17 protein-coding genes are annotated in these 18,755 nt (G+C 40.1%); 5 read left to right on the forward strand and 12 right to left on the reverse strand.

Translation table 11 applies throughout. The features are described 5' to 3' along the window. Window positions 1-131 precede the first annotated feature (131 nt). The 4 genes from KO561_RS16315 to KO561_RS16330 all read left to right on the forward strand — a co-directional run bounded on the left by KO561_RS16315 (window position 132) and on the right by KO561_RS16330 (window position 4,626). Entirely contained in the window at window positions 132-1,196 is a 1,065-nt protein-coding gene (locus tag KO561_RS16315) for a TRAP transporter substrate-binding protein (RefSeq protein ID WP_231094328.1), read from the forward strand. A gap of 61 nt (window positions 1,197-1,257) precedes the next feature. Further along, complete coding sequence (locus tag KO561_RS16320; RefSeq protein ID WP_231094329.1) at window positions 1,258-1,764, forward strand: TRAP transporter small permease; 507 nt, start codon at window positions 1,258-1,260, stop codon at window positions 1,762-1,764. Continuing rightward, window positions 1,764-3,182: a TRAP transporter large permease gene (locus KO561_RS16325; RefSeq protein ID WP_231094330.1), complete on the forward strand. Its 1,419-nt coding sequence runs from the start codon at window positions 1,764-1,766 to the stop codon at window positions 3,180-3,182. The genes KO561_RS16320 and KO561_RS16325 overlap by 1 nt, the downstream gene beginning before the upstream one ends. 241 nt (window positions 3,183-3,423) lie before the next feature. Beyond that, window positions 3,424-4,626: an MFS transporter gene (locus tag KO561_RS16330; protein ID WP_231094331.1), complete on the forward strand. Its 1,203-nt coding sequence runs from the start codon at window positions 3,424-3,426 to the stop codon at window positions 4,624-4,626. Between the two features lie 25 nt (window positions 4,627-4,651). Here KO561_RS16330 and KO561_RS16335 read toward each other — a convergent pair whose 3' ends face one another. Genes KO561_RS16335 through KO561_RS16350 form a run of 4 tightly spaced genes read right to left on the reverse strand, consistent with a single transcriptional unit; the run spans window position 4,652 to window position 9,564 of the window. After that, window positions 4,652-5,644, reverse strand: coding sequence for an alpha/beta hydrolase family protein (locus tag KO561_RS16335; RefSeq protein ID WP_231094332.1), 993 nt, complete (start codon window positions 5,642-5,644; stop codon window positions 4,652-4,654). A 58-nt stretch (window positions 5,645-5,702) separates the two neighbouring features. Then, window positions 5,703-6,536: a 5-dehydro-4-deoxy-D-glucuronate isomerase gene (gene kduI, locus KO561_RS16340; protein WP_231094333.1), complete on the reverse strand. Its 834-nt coding sequence runs from the start codon at window positions 6,534-6,536 to the stop codon at window positions 5,703-5,705. Between the two features lie 26 nt (window positions 6,537-6,562). Beyond that, window positions 6,563-8,050 carry a tagaturonate reductase gene (locus KO561_RS16345; protein WP_231097207.1) on the reverse strand — a complete coding sequence of 496 codons (1,488 nt, stop codon included), beginning with the start codon at window positions 8,048-8,050 and terminating at the stop codon, window positions 6,563-6,565. A gap of 17 nt (window positions 8,051-8,067) precedes the next feature. Beyond that, complete coding sequence (locus tag KO561_RS16350) at window positions 8,068-9,564, reverse strand: UxaA family hydrolase (protein ID WP_231094334.1); 1,497 nt, start codon at window positions 9,562-9,564, stop codon at window positions 8,068-8,070. 201 nt (window positions 9,565-9,765) lie between these two features. Here KO561_RS16350 and KO561_RS16355 point away from each other — a divergent pair, with 201 nt between their 5' ends. Then, complete coding sequence (locus KO561_RS16355; RefSeq protein WP_231094335.1) at window positions 9,766-10,743, forward strand: LacI family DNA-binding transcriptional regulator; 978 nt, start codon at window positions 9,766-9,768, stop codon at window positions 10,741-10,743. Here KO561_RS16355 and KO561_RS16360 read toward each other — a convergent pair. The 8 genes from KO561_RS16360 to KO561_RS16395 all read right to left on the reverse strand — a co-directional run bounded on the left by KO561_RS16360 (window position 10,738) and on the right by KO561_RS16395 (window position 18,660). Continuing rightward, complete coding sequence (locus tag KO561_RS16360; RefSeq protein ID WP_231094336.1) at window positions 10,738-11,619, reverse strand: sugar phosphate isomerase/epimerase family protein; 882 nt, start codon at window positions 11,617-11,619, stop codon at window positions 10,738-10,740. The two genes, KO561_RS16355 and KO561_RS16360, sit on opposite strands and share 6 nt — an antisense overlap. Window positions 11,620-11,625: 6 nt before the next feature. Beyond that, window positions 11,626-12,306: a rhamnogalacturonan acetylesterase gene (locus KO561_RS16365; RefSeq protein WP_231094337.1), complete on the reverse strand. Its 681-nt coding sequence runs from the start codon at window positions 12,304-12,306 to the stop codon at window positions 11,626-11,628. Between the two features lie 18 nt (window positions 12,307-12,324). Next, window positions 12,325-12,945: a YesL family protein gene (locus tag KO561_RS16370; protein WP_231094338.1), complete on the reverse strand. Its 621-nt coding sequence runs from the start codon at window positions 12,943-12,945 to the stop codon at window positions 12,325-12,327. A gap of 55 nt (window positions 12,946-13,000) precedes the next feature. Beyond that, complete coding sequence (locus tag KO561_RS16375) at window positions 13,001-14,293, reverse strand: Gfo/Idh/MocA family protein (protein WP_231094339.1); 1,293 nt, start codon at window positions 14,291-14,293, stop codon at window positions 13,001-13,003. Window positions 14,294-14,314: 21 nt separating this feature from the next. Then, a complete protein-coding gene (locus KO561_RS16380; protein WP_231094340.1) occupies window positions 14,315-15,430 on the reverse strand; it encodes a glycoside hydrolase family 88/105 protein in 1,116 nt (371 codons plus the stop codon). 17 nt (window positions 15,431-15,447) lie between these two features. Further along, window positions 15,448-16,299 (reverse strand): carbohydrate ABC transporter permease, encoded by an 852-nt coding sequence (locus tag KO561_RS16385; protein ID WP_408004825.1) that lies wholly within the window; start codon window positions 16,297-16,299, stop codon window positions 15,448-15,450. 12 nt (window positions 16,300-16,311) lie between these two features. After that, window positions 16,312-17,286, reverse strand: a complete 975-nt coding sequence (locus KO561_RS16390) for a carbohydrate ABC transporter permease (RefSeq protein WP_231094341.1) — start codon at window positions 17,284-17,286, stop codon at window positions 16,312-16,314. A 66-nt stretch (window positions 17,287-17,352) separates the two neighbouring features. Further along, window positions 17,353-18,660, reverse strand: coding sequence for an ABC transporter substrate-binding protein (locus tag KO561_RS16395; RefSeq protein WP_231094342.1), 1,308 nt, complete (start codon window positions 18,658-18,660; stop codon window positions 17,353-17,355). Between the last annotated feature and the right edge of the window lie 95 nt (window positions 18,661-18,755).

Consider the following 18,755-nt stretch of genomic DNA (forward strand, 5'->3'; position numbering starts at 1 on the left):
GAATACTCCCTCCCCATGACGTGGACCAAAAAGAAATAAATGTTCAATATGGACAAAACATTCTCCAACCAATATGTAAACGCTATCATTCATGTAAGCAATTGTTATCATTATTTTTCAGGAGGGATAGGATGAGAAAATTATTTGGAGTACTCATGGTACTCGGTTTATTTATTGCGATTTTGGCAGGTTGTGGCGCGCGTTCTACGGACAGTGCGTCAGAAGATGGTAACAACAATGGAGACGCCGGATCCAGTGGAGAGTCTGAAGAAAAAATCGTGATTAAGTTTTCACACGTGGTTGCAGAGAATACACCAAAAGGAAAAGCAGCTGCGATGTTTGAAGAGCTAGCGGAAGAATATACAGAAGGAAAAGTAGATGTTCAAGTATTTCCGAACTCTCAGCTTTATAACGATGATGAGGTACTAGCTGCCGTACAACAAAATAACGTTCAATTAGCTGCTCCAGCAACATCAAAGGTTTCCAAGCTATTCCCTGAATGGCAAATATTTGACCTACCTTTCGCTTTCGCCGACACGGCTACGGTACAAAAAGCAATGGAAAGTGAAAAAATCGGTGGCAAACTTTTCTCTATGCTTACAGAAGAGGATTTATTAGGTTTAGCAATGTGGGACAACGGATTTAAACAAATGACATTAGACGAACATGCTCTCATCAAGCCAGAGGATTTCAAAGGACAAAAATTCCGTGTCATGTCAAGTAAGGTACTTGAGGCACAGTTCGATTCGGTAAATGCAAATCCAACTCCAATGCCATTTAGTGAAGTATATAGTGCACTAGAGCAAGGCGTCATTGACGGGCAAGAAAACACGTTATCCAACATTTATTCGAAAAAATTCCATGAAGTGCAAAGCTATATGACCCTAAGTAATCATGGATATTTAGGCTATGCGATTATTACGAATAACGAGTTCTGGTCCGGCCTTCCAGAAGATGTTCGAAAAAATGTAGAAAAAGCCCTAAACGAAACAACTCAATGGGTACGTGAGAACGGGGAAAGACTTAATCAAGAAAACCTCGACAAAATCAAAGCAGATGGAACATTAAAAGAGATTCATGAGCTTACCGATAAAGAAAAACAAGCTTGGATCGATGCCATGAACCCAGTTTATAAAGAGTTTGAAGATGAGATTGGTAAAGATCTAATCGATGCGGTAAAAGAGCTAAGAAAGTAACCATAACCAAAGAAGGGTAGTGCGCTGCCCTTCTTTATTAAGATAGAAAGGAAGAAGAACCATGAGATTCCTTCAAACTATACTCAATAAGTTCGAGGAAATAACAGTTTCCATTGCTTTGATAAGTGCTGTTGCACTGTCTTTTACAGAAGTTATTTTGCGGAAATTTTTCGGATCCAGTCTCGGTTTTACTCAAGAACTTGTTATCTATCTCCTAATATTTGTAGGACTTGTCGGGGCTGCAATGGGAGTTCGAAAGAAAGTACATTTAGGCGTTGATGTAGTCGTAAAGCAGTTTTCACACAAATGGCAAAAAACGATTACCATCCTTTCAACAGCCGCATGTGCGATCTTTTCCTTACTCATTCTTTGGCTAGGAATCCAACAAGTACAGATTATTAAACAGTTTGGTCAAGTTACCCCGGAAATGGAAATCCCTTTATTTATACCGATTTCCATCGTTCCAATAGCCTTCGCCTTAATGTCGATTCGATTTATACAAGATTTAGTTAAAGTAATTCAAACACCACCTGAACAAGTATTAGCAGAGGAAGAAGGTGCATTCTAATGGAAAATATCCTTGAAGAAGTTCAACATCCCAATCGGCCAGAACAAAAGAAATTCTTTACGATAAAAAAGGTTCTTTCCCTTGCTATGATTGCATTTCTTCTTTATGGTGTGATCTATTCGATTCAAACCGCGAACATGGGATTGGCTTTGTTCTCCATTCTCTTTTTACTTTTATTTCTCGGCTTTCCCATTGCTATTTCGCTCGGGCTTGCCTCGTTAGCGACAATCTATTACTTCACAACAGATCCTTTACCAGATTTAGCCGGACAGGTTTTTTCTGGGCTGGATTCCTTTCCGCTAATGGCAATCCCCTTTTTCGTTTTAGCCGGAAATATCTTCACTTCGGGAGGGGTTGCACAACGCCTTATTAACCTAACAAATGTTTGGGTTGGACATATCCCTGGTGGCTTATCGATAGCTGGAGTTATCTCTTGCGCTATTTTCGCAGCCATCTCTGGTTCATCCCCTGCAACCGTGGTCGCGATTGGAAGTATCATGATCCCTGCGATGGTAAAGCACGGATATGATAAAAGTTATGCAGTTGGATCCATCTCCACTGCTGGTTCACTCGGGATCCTTATTCCCCCTAGTATCCCGATGATCGTTTATGCAGTGACAGTGGAGCAGTCTGTTGGAAAACTTTTTATCGCGGGGATTGTACCAGGAATTATGCTCATGTTCTTTCTCGCCTTTGTAAGCTTTGTCATTGCTCGAAGAAATAACTATGCACGAGTTGAAAAAGCTTCATATAAAGAACGTTTCTCCGCTTTCAAAAGTGCGATTTGGAGCTTATCCTTACCGATCGTCGTGATTGGTGGAATATATACAGGGGTGTTTACACCCACGGAATCTGCTGCTGTTGCAGTCGTATTAGGTTTAGTTGTTGGTTTCTTATTTCACCGTGATTTAAAAGTGAAGGATATGCCGAAAATTTTAGTCGATTCCGCAAAAACAACAGCAATGCTCTTTTTCATTATTACGATGGCGATGACCTTTGCCCATATCGTTACACTAGAACGAATTCCACATAATATTGCGGAAGTGATTACGAGCTGGAACGTTAATGCAGTCGTGTTTTTAATAATAGTGAATGTGCTTCTATTTGTTGCAGGACAATTTATGGAGCCCACTGCCATCATCACAATCCTTGCGCCCATTTTATTCCCGGTCGCCATCGCATTAGGGATTGATCCAATCCATTTCGGGATCATCATGGTTGTCAATATGGAAGTAGGAATGGTGACACCACCTGTAGGGCTAAACCTTTATGTGGCCAGCGGAATCACAAAAATGCCATTATTAGAAGTAACAAAAGCTACCCTACCATGGCTTATCGCTATTATCATTGGGCTTATTCTTGTTACTTATGTTCCTGCTATAAGTCTGTGGCTTCCTAACCTTATTTACGGTAATTAATTTTGGGGAAACTTTGATGAAGTATCTTTTGATGAGTAGGCTAGTTGGGGCATCGAACGTGCTGATTTATAACATTAAACGCTGATATAATCCGCCTGAACGCTGGAATATCTTTTTTAGCGCTGATATATCGAATTAATCGCTGATATCCGGCACGCGAGCGCCGATTTCCCAAAATCAAGGTCTCCGCTACTAAATAGTAAGATGAAGTGAAAGTCTATACAAGAAGAAGGGGATATTCATGATTGAGGCAAGCACCAGATCGTTTTGGAAAACGACGATTGCCTTATGTATTGGCTCCTTAATTATTTTTGCCAATGTTTACTTTACCCAGCCGATCCTCCCTGTTTTATCGGAGGAATTTAACCTGTCACCTTTGCTAGCAAGTATGTCGGTTTCCTTGGTTATTCTAGCCCTAGGCATTTCCCTTGTGTTTTATGGTCCGATTTCAGATAGTATTGGTCGACGGGGAATTATGATAATGTCCATCGCTCTGTCTACAGTCCTTACTTTTTCTATTGCCTTCAGTACTAGTTATGAATGGTTCCTTACCTTAAGAGTTGTACAAGGAATTTCTCTTGCTGGTCTCCCTGCCTTGGCTGTAGCTTATATTGGTGAGGAATATTCACCGAGAGCTTTGACACTTGCAATCGGGATTTATATTAGTGGAAACACTATTGGAGGAATGTTTGGCCGTCTTCTCAGCGGAACCATGACGGATTGGTTTGGTTGGCGGTCGGCCTTTCTCACAATGAGTGTTGTCAGTCTTGTTCTTTTTTTATTATTTATTGTTCTTTTAAAACCTTCGCAGCATTTTCAGCCCAAGCCCTTTAGATGGAAGGAAGCCCTCCATGATTACAAAGGACATCTTCAGAATAAATATTTATGGCTAGCCTATCTCATTGGTGGGCTTCACTTTTTTATATTTGTTGGTCATTTTAATTATGTAACGTATTTGTTAAGCGGCCCTCCTTTTCACTTGTCCTCAAGCTGGATTGGCGCTTTGTTTTTGACCTACATTGCAGGAACCATCAGTTCACCTGTCGCTGGGAAGTTGGCAGAGCGATTTCATCGAACGATGTGCATCAAAATAGGCATATTAATCATGATGGTCGGTTTTTTAACGACACTAATTCCTCATATTTCAACCATTATTATTGGACTTTTATTCAATTGCTTTGGATTTTTCTTTGCCCATTCTATCGCTAGCTCCTGGGTGAATGAAAAAGCCGCTTACGCTAAAGCTAGTGCCTCTGGACTCTATTTAATATCCTACTATATTGGCGGAAGCTTAGGTCCACTTTACTTAGAACCGTTTTGGGCTGTTGGAAAGTGGTTTGGTGTTGTGTTAGGTTGTTTGATTGTTTTAGGCGTAACTTCCCTCTGTGCTTGGAAGCTTAGTAAATTAGAAGATTCAAGTGAAATAAATCATCCCACCAACTGACATGATGAACGGAGTAATCCTCCGTTCATAATTGCTCTTTCATCCAATCGAACACTATTCTGCCATTCACCTCATGTCCGCCAGTAAATAGGTCATGGGCAAATGTGGTAGATCCTATCTCCGCATAAAGCTGCTCTAGCTTCGTCACTACTTCTAAAAAACCTGTTTTCGGAAAAATGGTATCCTTCATTCCTGACGTGATAAATAGAGGGCGTGGTGCGATGAGACTTAGGACATCATAAAATTCACCAAAGTCTAGTAAATGCGGGTTGTAATTATCTATACAATGATTGATTGCTAATAGGCTATGAAAAAACGTATTCGCACAAGACAAAATGGCAGTACCCCTTACACGTGTATCTAATGCTACTGTATAAGAGGCTACTACTCCACCACCGGAATAACCCATCATCCCTATCCTACTATTCTCTACATCCGCAAATGCATGCATCACATCTATTAATCTACGTATTTCTTCCACTCTCAAGCCAGTAATCGTTAAGCCTAATAGCTGAAGTTTCGAAGCAATAGATAAACAGGAGTTATTTCTTAATCCTTGATCAACTGGCAGCATTCGTTCCCCGATTCCAATTAATTCAGGAGCAAAAACCTTGATTCCTCTTCGAACGAGTTGGACAGCAAAATGATGATCATTCAGGTCCTTCTCTTCTATTTCGTTCCCCGTAGAATCAAGGCCAACTATTTCTTTCACTCCTTCCCCATGACCAGCAAGTGCTATTACAGATGGATAAGTTCTTTGATTATTAGAAGGCGTAAGCACATAAAAAATGATACGAAGATGCTGAACAGGCTCGAAGGTAAATCGTTCCCTCGTGTAGCCATCAAGCTCGACTTTTTCTTCAAGCACAAGGCTTTTATCCATATGAGGATTCCGATAAGGATTAAAATCACCTAATAATTTTTGAAGCTGTACCCTTCTTTTTTCCTCCGTTTCATACGCCTTGTTTTCTTTCGATTTATGCTGATAAACCAAATCGATAAAGGATTCTATAGACATGTTCATCCCCCTATTAAAAACCGATTCACAACCAAAGAAGTGAATCGGCTTTTGAGCATTATTTCATTTCCTCCATACTTACGCCATCCATATCCGTAAACGTGTAGTTTTCACCAGCCATGGCCCATATAAACGTGTAGTTGCTAGTCCCTACTCCAGAGTGTATAGACCATGGTGGGGACAAAATAACCTGTTCATTTTTTACGACCAAGTGTCTCGTCTCTTCTGGTTTCCCCATAAAGTGAAATACTCTAGATTCTTCATCCATGTCAAAATATAAATAAGCTTCCATTCTTCTTTCATGAACGTGTGGAGGCATCGTATTCCACATATTGTTCGGTGCAAGCAAGGTCATCCCCATCATAAGCTGGCAGCTTTGAATGCCGTCTTCATGAATATACTGATAGATGGTCCGCTTATTTGAAGCACTGTCGTCCCCTAAATGCTTTGGTGTTGCCTTTTCTATTGCAAGCTTCTGAATTGGATACGTTTTATGGGCGGTGGCAGAAACCAGATAAAACTTAGCTGGGTTGGAAGGGTTACTACTAGAGAATTCTACGTCTTTACTCCCCATTCCAACATATAAACAATCACGCTTTTTCAGTACATATTCCTCACCATCCACTATAACTTTTCCTTCCCCATCGGAGATATTAATAATTCCCAACTCTCTTCTCTCTAGAAAATAATCCGTTTTCCATTCTTCTACCTTCTCTAGCAACAAAGGCTTAGTTGTCGGTATAGCAGACCCTGTTATTAATCGATCATAGTGGGAATAAACAAGATGAATGCTCCCTTCCTGAAACAAGGATTCAATGAGAAAATCCTTACGTAACCTTTCTGTATCATAGTCCTTTACATCTCTAGGATTAGTCGCATATCTCACTTCCATTACGATTACCCCTTTCTAATTTTCATTTATTGTTTTACCGATAAGATGTTCCGTAGCGATTCATTGGCTCCATCGGCGACAATCATTTCTAAATATTCCGTTACGCGGATGGTTAAATCTGGAATTTCATTCAAGTTCTCCCCCCACATGGAATCGTCAGCTAGAATAGAGGAAACAAATTGAGAAACGGTCCTTTGTCCTTTAGATGATTCAGTCCATAAATCAAATACCCGACCCATAATTAGCGGATCTTCTCTCATTTCATACTCTTTTCCATGGAGGTAGCCCACGAGCGCTTTTTCTTCTCTTCGAATCGGCTTATAATAGATGAGCAGTGATGCCAAAGAAAATACGATGTTCGTTGGTAATTGGTCAAATTTCTCTACATAACGTTTCAATACAGGAAGAAGTCTAGTTTTAAATTTGAAAAAGGAGTTCATTCCGATATCAACGAAGTAATGCTTATTGAATGGATTCAAAAAACGTTCTGTGACTGCTTCCACAAATCTATTTTTTTCTTCTTCATTGGCATCAACAGTTTGATAGATTTCTTTTATACCCGAATCGATAAAAGAACGAAGGAGTGCGTCTTCCATAGCCCTTTTCACATGGTCTATCCCACATAAATATGCTACTGAAAACATCATGGTATGTGGACCATTTAACAACCGAACTTTTATTTCGCGGTGTGGCCGGATATCTCCCCATTTCACATTTAAGCCAGCTCGATGAAAAGGAAGACGTGTCTGTAAAGAAGAGTCTGCATCAATTGCAAACATATGGTAAGGCTCGCCGACCGTTATTAAATGATCGCTATAGCCCAACACGTCCTGATAATATTCACTATCATCCTTCGGGTAGCCAGTTACGATTCTGTCCACTAACGTATTCAGGAACATATTATCTTGGTCGATCCAGTTTAAAAAGGCTGGCGGGAGATTCCAGTCACCCGCAATCCTCTGAACAATCCGTTTTAGTTCATCTCCATTATGATCAATGAGTTCACAAGGAATCACAACGAGCCCTGAGTCCGAACAGCCACCAAATACTTGAAACCTATGATACAAAAAAGCGGTTAGTTTACCTGGAAAAGACAAAGGCGCTTTCTGTTTATAGTAGTCCTCCTGAACATAGCTAATTCCTGCTTCGGTCGTGTTAGAAAAAACAAATTCAAGATCATTCGACTCAGCTAGTTCTAATACCTTACTCCATTCTTTGTAGGGATTAATTCCACGGCTAATTGCAGAAATGACTTCTTTTGAATCTACTACTTCTCCATTTTCTACCCCCCGTAATACGACTGTATATAAATAGTCTTGTTCCTCTAGGACTGGAAGAATCCTCCCATGAGGAGTAGGCTGGATTGCGACAATAGAACCACGAAATAACCCACTTTTATTAAGTTGTTGAATCATCCAGTCTGTAAAACACCGCAAAAAGTTCCCTTCTCCAAATTGAATAATCTTCTCTGGGAGGTGCTCCTTCTTCATTAATTGATTCGTTAATCGATTCATCACAACATCACCCCCTATTACAAAATAACTCCATCTTTAAATATCGATATTTCCTTAAATCCAAATTTTTCATTATTCGTACGGATTTCACCGGAAGCCACTTGGAGAATATAATGGAAAAACTCTTCCGTTAGCTCCTGCTTATCCTTTCCTTCTAGTAACTCCCCAGCATTAAAATCTATCCAGTTCTTCTTTTTAAGATATAATTCGGAATTTGTTGAGATTTTCACAGTAGGAACGGGACCACCGAATGGAGTGCCTCGACCAGTTGTAAAAAGAACAATATGAGCTCCAGAGGCCGCAAGTGCTGTTACGGAAACGAGATCATTCCCTGGACCTTGAAGTAAAGAAAGACCACCTTCAGAAATACGCCCACCATACGGAAGAACATCTACGATCTCTCCGAACCCACCTTTCTGAACATTCCCTAATGATTTTTCTTCTAAAGTAGTGATTCCACCGTCTTTATTTCCAGGGGAAGGATTCTCGTAGACGTTTTGACCATGTCGAATGAAGTACTCTTTAAAGTCATTGATTAAATCTACAATCTGTTGAAAAACCATTTTATTTTTTGCTCTCGACATCAATATCGTTTCCGCACCAAACATTTCAGGGACTTCTGTTAATGCTGTTGCACCACCATGAGAAATCAGCATATCCGAGAAGGAGCCAACCAATGGATTCCCTGTTATTCCAGAAAAGCCATCCGATCCGCCACACTTTAAACCTACCTTAAGCTTAGAAACAGGAACCGGCTCTCGTTTAAAGCTATTCGCATACCCGACAAGCTCCTCGATTTTTTCAAGTGCTTCACCGATTTCATCCAAAGATTGCTGTGCTTCCAAAAATTTCACTCGACGGTCATCCATGTCACCAATTACTTTTTTAAATTCCTCGATGTAGTTATTTTCACATCCTAATCCCATCACTAAAATTCCGGCAGCATTCGGGTGATGGACTAAATCACTTAAAATTCGTTGCGTGTAGAGGAGATCATCTCCTAGTTGAGAGCATCCGAATAAATGAGGGTAGTGAAAAACCCCATCTATTTCTTCCCCTTGAAATTGCTCATTTGCCATTTTCGCAACGATTTCTGCCGTTTTGTTAATGCATCCAACCGTATTTACAATCCAGATCTCATTCCGTATGCCCACGTCTCCGTTTTCACGAACATATCCTTTAAAAGTTAAATCCGTAGTTGGCGAAGGACTCACCTTCACAGATGCTGGTTCATACTTATACTCCAATGTACCTTCTAAATTCGTATGAATGTTATGCGTATGAATCCAATCTCCGACGTCGATTGGCTCCGTTGCATGCCCGATAGGAAACCCGTACTTCATAACATTGTCGTTTGTTTGAATGGCTTTTCTCGCAATCTTATGCCCTGCTGGGACATTGTCATTTATTTTAATGGTTTCCCCTTCATAAGTAACAGTCTCACCTGCTGTTAGGCTTTTAAGTGTCACCAAAACATTGTCACGATCATTTACCAAAAGAACGGTAGGTGTCATTGGATACCTCACCCCTTTTCCTAGTAGTATTTTATATAACAACGTTGTTATTTTTAGTATAGATTCCACCCCACATCCTGTCAATAAGTCCATTTTTTATCAGAATCTATTAGATGTTCCTAGAACCGATTGTTTTTCTATCCAAAACTAGCTATACTATTAACAACGTTGTTTTATCCCCTTATAGGAGGAAAATGATCTATGAGTGTAACGATCAAAGATATAGCCAAGAGTGCTGGTGTTAGCTATTCCACGGTATCGAAAGCCCTCCGTGACAGCCCCTTGGTCAAAGAACCAACTAAAAAACGAATTATACAAATTGCCGAAGAACTTGGATACCAGCCCAATGCATTTGCTCGGAGTCTAGTCTCCAAGAAATCAAATACAATTGGAGTCGTCTGGCCAACCATTCAAAGAGTAGCACATTCCGCACTGGTGACCAGCCTTAATCAAAGCTTTGAGAAACATTCTTATACAACCTTAATCTCCATAAACGATACAGAATCTGCCATCAAGACTTTTAATAGATTCCAAGTTGACGCCATCTTAGTGTTCGATGATAGCTCTACGAAAAAGGCTTATTCCTCTACCGTTCCCATACTGAAGTATGGTGTTTCCCACGGGGAGCAGCATTACCATACCGTTGATGTGAATCGTAGTAAGGCTATTGAAACAGCCGTTCACTATCTCTATCAAAACGGCCATAAACGTATTTGCTACCTAGGTGACATCGGAGTAGGTGATTATTTGCAGGAAGAGAAGGTGAAAGGCTTTATCCAAGCTGCCCAAGAATTAAAACTTCCATACTCTTCCGAACATATCATTCCGGTCTCCGGACTAGAGCAATACGACGGATACATAGCCATGAGATCTCTTTTACAGCGCCAAGACCTTCCAACTGCTATCATAAGTGGAAGCCATGATTTGACTAAAGGAATATTCAGAGCCGTACAGGAGAAAAATCTTTCTATACCTGAAGATATTTCCATTATCGGCTATGACAATATTCCGGACACGCAGCATCTAGAAGTTCCCTTGACAACAGTCGGCGTTCCACTTGATAAGGTTACCGAAAAATTAACAGAGACACTGTTAGGAATCGTAGAAGGGGAACAAGTCGAAAAGCAGATTATCCTCCAACCTGATTTAACGGTATCCAAATCCATTAAAAAGCTATAACTGCTTATCAAGAGTTCTAGAAGAATGTTCTTCAGAACTCTTCCTTTTTTCCATTTGCATTTGAAACCGAATACCTTCCACATAAGCTTTTGAATCGAGCATTTCCTTTGGTTGAGCGGCTTCCATAATAATATCTGCATTCGGCTTATACTCTTCCACTAAATGCATATAAAGCTTATAATTCAACTTTCCTTGACCTGGCGGAACTGTTTTTATCCTTCCTTCGTTGTCCAGAACTCGATCTTTGGCATGGCATGCCACTATTCGATCCCCTAATAGACGAAACGCTTCCTTTATGACTTCATCCTGTTGTAGAAAATTGCCATCATGTAAGAGGTTTCCTGGATCCAAAACTACTCCTAAAGAAGAGGAAGGAATCTCTTCAAGCATATTGGAAAGCGTCTTAGCATCTCCAATCAAATGTTCATGAGCTGGCTCAATTCCAATAATCACCCCATGCTTCTCCGCTTCATCTATTAATTCCAACAGGGATTGCTTTAACGTGTACCAATCTTCCTGTACAAATCCATCTGGCATTTTCCCAACTTCTACTGCAATAATATTTGTACCAAAAGAATGGGCATGCCGAATAAGCTCTTTAAATCTTTCAAGATGATTTCGCCTTCTATTCTCTTCCCGCAAAAACAAATGTAAATAGCAGGCTAATGTCGATACCACTACACCATGTTTGTCGAAGGCCCCCTTTATTTCCCTAACCAGTCCTGTGTTTAAATAACCCACCTTAGTAAAATCAGGGTATTCAAAAGCTTTCCACAATGCTAATTGAACGTAAGAAAACCCGTATCTACTAACCTGAGAAGCAATGTGCTCATAAGATGACTTTCCAAACAAATGTGCTAAAACCCCAATAGACATAAAACGTCACCTCTCATCCATAATATGTTTAGCCAAAGGAAGATCAAGATCCTTGATTCCGTTCAAAACTAGCTTTGCTATCTCATTGGCGCCAAAATAAGAGAAATGCGTATCATCTTGTTCCCCATTTGGGTAATAGTCGTACACCCCTGGCTCCATCCACATGAATAACCGTTTAGACTTCTCTGGTCCATATTGCTTAAGAAGCTGAGTACTCTTCTTTGTTACGTCTATTAATGGTATGGACATGGAATCTGCAAGCTCCCTCATTGCATCCGGATAAGAACCATGAGTCTCTTCCAGTTCCCCAGCGTCATTAAACCTTCTTCTTTGAACGGACGTAAGCAAAACAGGTGTGGCAGCAGCTTTCTGAACAACGGTTACATAGTATCGCAAATAATTTTGGTACGTTGTAAATGGTTTAGTTGATCGTTCCTTATCAGGCTTTTGATCATTATGACCAAACTGTATAAATACGTAATCATGAGACGTCAGGGAAGAAGAAAAGCTAGAAAATAACCCCTCCTCCATAAAGCTTTTCGAACTCCTTCCTGGGGCGGCTTTATTGATGACCCGTACTTGCTGATCGAAGTATTTCCCCAAAACTTGCCCCCATCCCGTTCTCGGTGCTCGTATATCCTCATACGTAGACATGGTAGAATCTCCAATTAAATAAACATGAATCAAGAGCGGTCCTTCCTTTCCTTAAGTTTGAAATTCTTCAATAGACTGAAAACAATGGAAGGCAACCCACATATTAAAATGACAAAACAAGGTTATACCAAAAATCGGAATAAAACCCGGAAACGTTATAAAGAAGTAGTAGGATGACAGTCCCCCTACTACTAAGAGAAGTAAGGCTTTATGATTTAGAAAGGCTATCGTTAACGCTTGTTTTATATAGGCAAAAGACTTTAAATCATAGTGTACATAAACAGGTAAAAGGAATAGCAGGAGGATAAAATAAACCAGGCCAACCATAATCATGAGATAATTCATGATGGAATAAAAGATTCCTTCGAATTGTCTAAAAAACTGCAGATCGAAATACCAGATAATTCCGATAGCCGCTACCAAGAAAAACAAGCCATTTGCTTTGAGAAATTCTTGACGGTATGACTTCCAGAACGTCTGAACCATACTAATCTCCACATCTTCGTAAATGGTTTTCCTTGCGACTGCATACATTGCCACCGTGCTAGGCCCTATTCCGAAAACGATTCCCCCTAGCAGCGTGCAACCCACCCACAACAAGTGCAAAATCGCAAAATGAGAAATCCATTTACATGCCTGATATACTCCTGTTAATAAGCGTCCCATCGCCATCCTATCGCCTCCTATTCCTTTCACTAGTAATCTGTTAAACTTCTAAAAGCAACCTTCACTGTATAATAGGTTGACTCGTTAACAGCTCCTCAACGAGAATAGGCCGTTTTTCCTTCACAGATTTCCATACGGCTTCTCCTGTTGCAACGGCATACGCACCATCCTTACTTCCTGATAAGATATCATACTCCCTTAACGGGTCGACTCCAAGGAAAATATCTTCTTGGATAACAGGGTCTCCACCACCGTGTCCACCACCGCGTTTTACAACATGAATCGTTTCCTTTGATCCGAATAAAGGAAAGTAGTCAATCGTCTGTTCAGGTGTAGGAAAAGGAACTCTCGATGGTGCATGAAATTCTGTCGTTTCAATCCGCCCTTTTGTACCATTTATTGCTAGACGGTATCCTTCATACGGCAAAGAGAAATTAATCGAGTAACTGAGCAATGCTCCTTTATCATAACGGACCGTAGCTGTGTACGTATCCTCAATTTCTATTTCGGAATCAAAGATGCATTGGTCAGGGCGGTAATTCGTATAGCTACTTTTTCGGGCTAAGTCAGACTCAATATGGTCATCCTGTACCATAGCGCTTTCACTTCTCGTATTCCACCTCATGTAGTAGGAACATCGATGCTTCACTTGACATGTCTGACAATACCGATCGTCCTCTTTTGCCGGATTATATACACTATCTTCACCAAAATAATGAAGGGCACCAAAAGCGAACACTTCCACTGGATTTTGTTCCAGCCACCAATTAATTAAATCAAAGTGGTGTGAGCTTTTATGGATAGATAATCCACCCGAATACTCTCTCCGTCTATTCCATCTCTGAAAGTAGCTGGATCCATGGTACGTATCAATGTACCAATTCAAGTCTACGGATGTAATCGTTCCAATGTTCCCTTCTCTGATCAGCTCTTTTATTTTCATATGATACGGACTATATCGATAATTAAAGGTTACCGTCACTTTCCCTTTACTACTCGCTTCCGCATCTATGATTCTTTGACTATCTCTTGCGGTTGTCGTCATCGGCTTTTCGGTAACCACATCCAAATCATGCTCTAATGCTTTTAATATATAGTGAACATGGGTATCATCACGACTTGTTACAATAATGACATCCGGTGAAACTTCCGCTATCATTCGGTCAAACTCATCATCCTTATATTCTGGAACATTTGAAGTCTCCTGAACTTGTTCCTTACATACAGCGAATCGCTTCGAATCAGAATCTAATAACCCTACTAATCTATTCGTCTCAGCAAATCGTTGGGTCATAGGTTTAATAAACATGTCAATGGCACGCTTACTAACCCCACATACGGCAATTCGTCTCATATTCCTCCTCCTACAGTCTGTCTACTTGTGTAAGTCGGGTAATAGCTCCTGCATTTCTATACTAGCCAGAACAAAGGAACCAACACCGTGTAAATCATTTGTACTCGTTGGGCGCTTTAAATAATGTTCATAATTTCCGACCCCTGTTCCTATACAGATATCGGGCATTTGAAATAATCCATTTTGATCAAATTCCATCCTTTTCAGAAGTCCCTTATACCCTTTAATGGCATATTCGGAATAGGAAGGATCAATATGCCCTTCACGAATCGCTCTTGCTATCGTGTACACAAACAAGCTCGTACAGGATGTTTCAAACCAATTCTCTATATCATCTGTTTTATCCACTACTTGATACCACATGCCTGTATCACGGTCTTGAAATGGAATGAACCCATTGACCAAATCCTGAAGCGCTTTGGTTAGTTCAGAGCGAGAACTATGATCAGCAGGTAAGAAGCTTAATATTTCATTAAACGTTATTCCATACCACCCGATGGCTCTCCCCCAAAATTCTGGGGATTTTCCTGTTTTCGGATCTGCCCAAGGCTGTACTCTTTTTTCATCCCAAGCATGGTAAAACAGGCCCGTCTTGTCATCACGCGTGTGCTTTCTCATTAGTCTTTCTTGCTCCAAAACCATATTTAGTAGCTGTGGTTCTCCGTATTTCTTCCCATAGTTCATGGCAAAGACTCCACCCATATAGAGACCATCCAGCCACATTTGATAAGGATATTTATCTTTATGCCAATATCCTCCATCCGATGTTTGATTTAAAGTTGGAAACATTTTTCTAAGCTTGGTAGCCGCTTTCCGATAGCGAGCATCTTCAAATTCTTCATCAAGTGTGAATAACAACAGTCCCGCTTGAATAGCATCTAATTCTTCCCGATTGAACAAGAAATTCCCATTTTCATCGACTAGATGATCGACGTACTCTTTTACATAACTCAAATATTTATCCTGCTTCACTTTTTCTCTAAGCTGCAACATGCTTACTAAGAAGACTCCTTGGTGATAATGCCATCGATTCGCCGGTGGTAATTGATCCGGTGTATAGGCATTCATCAAAGAATCACAAGCTGCCTTTGCCCAATCAAGCGGTGTTTTTAATCGTTCTACAATATTTACTTCCATCTCCAATCTTCCTCTCTTTATGATTTAAGTCCACTCGTACTAATTCCATCTACGATATAGCGCTGGAAGAAAAAGAATATAACAAAGATAGGAACAATACTTAAGGTGGACATCGCAAACATAGCACCCCAATTTGTTACAGAGTTTGGATCTGAAAAGAGTTTTAATGCAAGAGATACAGGATATTTCTCAGGTGTAGACAAGTAAATTAATGGCCCCATAAAGTCGTCCCAGCGCCAGTAAAATGAAAATATCGTAGCAGTCATCATCGCCGGCACCACTAAAGGTACGATTATCCGTGTAAAAATACCAATATTACTACATCCGTCTATTTTGGCTGCCTCATCTAGTTCCCTCGGAATAGTTCGAATAAATTGCATAATTAAAAAGATGAAGAATGGTATGCCAAAAAATGTCGGAAGAATTAACGGTAAATACGTATCAATCCAACCAAATTGATTAAACATGATATATTGTGGAATCATAACCATTTCAAATGGCAGCATCATAGTTAGCATCATACAGACGAACCAAATGTTTTTACCCTTGAACTTTAAACGAGCAAACCCATAGGCAATAATGGTCGAAGATAGGATACTTCCAACGGTCGCAATAATGGTAATAATGAATGAATTTTTAAAAAAGGTACCAAAGCTAATCCCCGCAAAACCCTTCCAGCCATTTATATAATTTTCAAAATGAAGTACATCTGGAATCAAAGTATGGGCGTCTATGAATACAGAAGAACTTTCCTTCAAAGAGCTACTTACCATCCAAACTAATGGATATATCATGATACAAGTGAACAGAATCATGACAAGGTGTTGAATCATCTTTTTCATTCTCTTCCTAGCTTGAGATTGCATCATGGTTACTCCTTTCTATTTACTCTCGGATTCGTAGTGAACCCAGTGAGGAGAACTCTTGAATATTAAGGCAGTAAAAATAGCGATGATAACGAGCATCACCCATGCCATAGCCGAGGCATAACCCATCTCAAAGTATTCAAATGCCCGACGATACATATAAAGCACGTACAATAACGTACTGTTTACCGGTCCACCATTTGTGACAACGAAACTTGGTGTAAATGCCATAAACCCTTGAATAACCTGCATGACTGTATTAAACAAAATAACAGGTGTTAACAAAGGCAACGTAATGATAAAGAATTGTTTAAGGGGACCAGCACCGTCCACACTCGAAGCCTCATAATATGTTTTTGGTATGTTTCGTAAGCCAGCCAGAAATATTAACATGGAGGAACCAAATTGCCATCCATAAAGAACGATTAAAGTCCAAATTGCAGTATCTGGATCACCCAACCATGCATGAGTAGGTAGACCTAATGAACTCAGAATAGAGTTAACGGCACCATCGTTGCCAAACAATTGTCTCCACATGATAGAAACAGCAATACTTCCTCCAACAACAGAAGGTAAGTATAAGAGAGTCCGGTATAACCCAACCATTTCCACAATTTTATTCAAAGCTAAGGCTACTAGTAACGCAAATACTAAACGGATAGGAACCGCAACACCTGCATAAAAAAAGGTCACTTTCATCGCTTCCCAAAACGTTTGATCCTGGGTAAACATCCGGACATAATTATCCAACCCTATCCACTCCGGCTGTCCCATCAAGTCATAATCCGTAAACGATAAATAAAAAGAATAAAGGATTGGAAACAAAGTAAGGGCAAAGAACCCAATCAAGAATGGGGAAATAAACCCATATCCCGCTACGTTGTTCACATCAGATTCGATCTTTTTTCTTCCTCTTTTTTTACCTTGCTTTTTTGGTTTCACCTCGTGATAATCATGTTCATGTTCTTGCTCCTGTCTTTCTGGTATCATGACATTCACCTCTTCCCTCTTCTATCTATAGGAAAGTACGGCCCTGACAGAATCAGGGCCATTCCTTTATTCCCTACTTAAAATGTCTTCCGCCATACTTCGGAATTCTTTTGCGCCTTCTTTTGGAGTTAATTGTCCATACATGACCTGTTCGTCAACTTGTTCTAGTTTTGCCAAAATTTCGGACGATGCTGGAGGGAAATTAGAATCAATTGGTGAGCTATTCTCCGTTACAAGCTCGATATATTCAAAAACTTTTTTATCCGTTTCACTTAAATCAGCTTGCATTTGCTCCCTAATTTCGGCTTTAATTGGAACCCCTCTATCCGATCCACCAATTTTGTACACTTCAATATTATTGGTAAAGAAGTTGATAAACTTAGCAGCTTCCTCTTTATGCTTAGAGTTCTCACTAATAGACCAGAGCATTGCCGGCTTTAAATACATGCCCTGTTCATTGTTTTCACCTGGTAAAAGCGTCATTTCAATTTGTTTATCACCTGCTGCAGAAGCCAATGCTGTCGCTTGGTTTGACCATCTAAAGTCAAATGGAGCTTCTCCATGAACAATCAGTTCATCCTCTACCCCTTTAATTTGCTGAATCACATCATAACCTGGTGCAACACCAGCCTCTACCATGTCTAAGTTCATCTTGAAATAGTCCTCTAAAAGCTTATCATCGTCATATCCTAAAGCGGTTCCATCTTCATTAAAGAGCTTATATCCTTTCTCACGTAGGTAGTACTCGAACAGATTCTTCGGCTCCATTAGTCTTGTACCAAATTTACCTGTTTCTTCATGAACTTGTTTTGCTAACTCCTTGTATTGCTCCCACGTCCAGTCTTCACTAGGTGCCTCTACTCCAACTTCCTCTAACATATCCTTGTTGTAAAAAGCCGTTAAAGCGTTAGTCCCAGTAGGAATCCCTAGCAACTTTCCATTCTTCTTCCCAGATTCCATAATAGTGTCACTTACCCCTTCTACATCGATAGCACCACTATCAACAAACTCTGTTAAATCAGCTAGCAGATCCTTATCTGCATATTGATTTAAATACTCTCCAAAGTTTTGTTGCATGATATCCGGTAAGTTGTTACCTGCTGCAGAGGCAGCCATCTTTTCAAAATAACCATCAAATCCCGTGAACTCAGCCTGAATATTAATATTCGGATATTCGTCTTCGAACTTCTTAATGATCTCTTGTGTCTGGTCATGTCTGCTTTGTGAACCCCACCAGGACATGCGAAGTGTAACCTGGTCTCCATTCTCTTCCTGTTCGTTCTGTTCACCTGCTGCCTCCTCACCTCCACTAGAACAGGCTGTTAAAACCAACCCAAAAATGAGTGTAACAATAAACAACAACCACTTTTTCACTTTCAATAACCCCCTTAATTTGTAAGCGTTTTCTCAACTGGTATCATCATATAACAACGTTTGTTTTTTCTAAATAAAAAAATCAGACATCCATG

It is taken from the genome of Radiobacillus kanasensis (assembly GCF_021049245.1).
Classification (GTDB): domain Bacteria; phylum Bacillota; class Bacilli; order Bacillales; family Amphibacillaceae; genus Radiobacillus; species Radiobacillus kanasensis.

Excerpts from the sequence above, each read along its gene's own strand:
- KO561_RS16315 (WP_231094328.1), top strand. The coding sequence starts at position 132 with ATGAGAAAATTATTTGGAGTACTCATGGTACTCGGTTTATTTATTGCG.
- KO561_RS16320 (WP_231094329.1), top strand. The coding sequence starts at position 1,258 with ATGAGATTCCTTCAAACTATACTCAATAAGTTCGAGGAAATAACAGTT.
- KO561_RS16325 (WP_231094330.1), top strand. The coding sequence starts at position 1,764 with ATGGAAAATATCCTTGAAGAAGTTCAACATCCCAATCGGCCAGAACAA.
- KO561_RS16330 (WP_231094331.1), top strand. The coding sequence starts at position 3,424 with ATGATTGAGGCAAGCACCAGATCGTTTTGGAAAACGACGATTGCCTTA.
- KO561_RS16335 (WP_231094332.1), bottom strand. The coding sequence starts at position 5,644 with ATGTCTATAGAATCCTTTATCGATTTGGTTTATCAGCATAAATCGAAA.
- kduI (WP_231094333.1), bottom strand. The coding sequence starts at position 6,536 with ATGGAAGTGAGATATGCGACTAATCCTAGAGATGTAAAGGACTATGAT.
- KO561_RS16345 (WP_231097207.1), bottom strand. The coding sequence starts at position 8,050 with ATGAATCGATTAACGAATCAATTAATGAAGAAGGAGCACCTCCCAGAG.
- KO561_RS16350 (WP_231094334.1), bottom strand. The coding sequence starts at position 9,564 with ATGACACCTACCGTTCTTTTGGTAAATGATCGTGACAATGTTTTGGTG.
- KO561_RS16355 (WP_231094335.1), top strand. The coding sequence starts at position 9,766 with ATGAGTGTAACGATCAAAGATATAGCCAAGAGTGCTGGTGTTAGCTAT.
- KO561_RS16360 (WP_231094336.1), bottom strand. The coding sequence starts at position 11,619 with ATGTCTATTGGGGTTTTAGCACATTTGTTTGGAAAGTCATCTTATGAG.
- KO561_RS16370 (WP_231094338.1), bottom strand. The coding sequence starts at position 12,945 with ATGGCGATGGGACGCTTATTAACAGGAGTATATCAGGCATGTAAATGG.
- KO561_RS16375 (WP_231094339.1), bottom strand. The coding sequence starts at position 14,293 with ATGAGACGAATTGCCGTATGTGGGGTTAGTAAGCGTGCCATTGACATG.
- KO561_RS16380 (WP_231094340.1), bottom strand. The coding sequence starts at position 15,430 with ATGGAAGTAAATATTGTAGAACGATTAAAAACACCGCTTGATTGGGCA.
- KO561_RS16385 (WP_408004825.1), bottom strand. The coding sequence starts at position 16,299 with ATGATGCAATCTCAAGCTAGGAAGAGAATGAAAAAGATGATTCAACAC.
- KO561_RS16390 (WP_231094341.1), bottom strand. The coding sequence starts at position 17,286 with ATGATACCAGAAAGACAGGAGCAAGAACATGAACATGATTATCACGAG.